The organism is Aphanothece microscopica RSMan92 (genome assembly GCF_046613545.2).
Lineage (GTDB): Bacteria > Cyanobacteriota > Cyanobacteriia > PCC-6307 > Cyanobiaceae > NIES-981.
Window position 1 is genome coordinate 1 of sequence record NZ_JBKKKY020000155.1, and the last position, 1,791, is coordinate 1,791.

Sequence of the window (1,791 nt, forward strand, 5' to 3'; positions counted from 1 at the left end):
GGGGTCGAATCCGCCGAGGTCACAGCCGGGCAGCTCCAGCCGCTCGCAGAGGTCCCGGCCCTTGTTGGAGTAGTGGAGATGGAAGGGCACCCGCCCGGCCGCCAAGGCCAGAGACCACGGCATTTGTCATCTTCGCGCGGTTTACAGGCGGGGCGGCCCGGCGCTACCACAGGGCATGCGCCGTGTTCTGATGTGTCTTTGCCTGATTCTGCTGCCGCTGGCGGCCGCGGCCCAGTCGTTTGTTGTCACGGCGCTGTCGCCTGCGGCGCGCGAACAGATGGACCTGGCCAACGCCCGTTCGCGCGAATCCGACTGGGCCGGGGCGCTGGTCCATGCCGAACGCGCGCTGGCGGACGCGCTGGTGTCGCCGGGCATCGCGCATGGCGCCACGGTCGAGGTGGCGCTGTATTACGGGGCGCTTCTGGGCAACGTCGGCCGCGATGCCGAGGCGCTGGAACATGTGGAACGGCTGTTTGCCGAGGTGCAGCGCCATTTCCTGCCTTTTTCGCCCTTCTACACCTCGGTCGAGATCGAATACGCCAACCGTCTGGCCTTTGCCGGGCGCACCGCCGAGGCGCTGCCGCTGGCGCTCGGAGTGACGCGCCGTGTGGGCGGCATGATGGGGGCCGAGACGGCGACCACGGCGCTGTATCTGCGCGACGCGGCCACGATCCTGCGGCGCATGGGCTATCTGACCGAGGCGACCGAAGCCTATCGCCGCATCGTGCCCATCTTCGACCGCGACGGATCGCCCGAGGCGGCGCGGCTTGCCGCTGGTGTCATGTTCCTGATCGGCGACAACCTGAACCGCATGCGCGAGTTCGAAGGCGCGCTCGAGGCCTTCCGCGATGCCGACCGCCGCCATACCGACGCCTACGGCCCGCGCCACCCCGAAACGTTGTCAACGCGGCTGGCGCGGGCGCGGGCAGCCTTTGACGTGGACCAGCGTCCCGAGGTGGCGGTCCTTGTCGAGGCCAATCTACCTGTCTCGTCCGAGGTCTATGGCCCGGACAGCGTGGAATATGCCAGTTGGCTGCGGATGCAGGCGCGGTCGGTGCAACTGGCGTCCGACGGCGGCCCCGAGGCCGCCCTGCCGATCATGGCGCGCGCCGTCGAGATCACCGCCGCCCGCCTGCCGCCCACCCACCGCGTGCTGGCCGAGACGCGGCGCGACTATGCGGGCCTTCTGTCCTTCACCAAACGCTTCGACGAGGCATGGGCGCAGTACGTGGCCTCGGAAGGGGTGCTGTCGCCCGACCGCAAGTTCATGCTGGACCTGCTGGAGTTCCGCCGCGAACGGGGCAGCGTGACCGAGGCGTCCTTTGCGGTCGAGGTGCTGCCCCATCTGCACCGCACCGGCTATGGCGCGGCGCGGGGGGCAGTGCGCGAACAGGTGCTGCGGCGGCTGATCCGCGATCCGGGGGTGGCGGACCTTTATCGCCGCACCACCGACATGGTCGAGGAGCGCCAGCGGCTGGAGGAGGAAGTGGCCGAACTGGCGACCCGCCCGCTGGCCGACGCTGACCCTGCGCGCGAGGCCGTGGTGCGCACGCGCCTCGCGACGCTGGCCGAAACGATCCGCACCCAGATGGCTGAGGTGCATGCTCGCGAACCTGCCTTTGCCGAACTGTCGGGCGCGGTCGATCTGGACCTCGCCGCGCTGCAGGCGCTGCTCGCGCCGGACGAGGCGGTGGTGCTGGTGGACCATCAGCGCCACGACCAGGAATGGAGCGTGGCCGTCGGCATCACCCGCGACCGGGCCATCGCGCGTGCCTTCTGGGTGCCGACGCA

Annotated in this window: 1 protein-coding gene; it reads left to right on the top strand. The window is 70.1% G+C overall.

Annotated elements, in window-relative coordinates; translation table 11 throughout:
- Window positions 1–175 precede the first annotated feature (175 nt).
- Window positions 176–1,791: hypothetical protein (locus ACLD7X_RS16545; RefSeq protein WP_411424782.1), on the top strand; the 1,616-nt coding region annotated here is incomplete at its 3' end.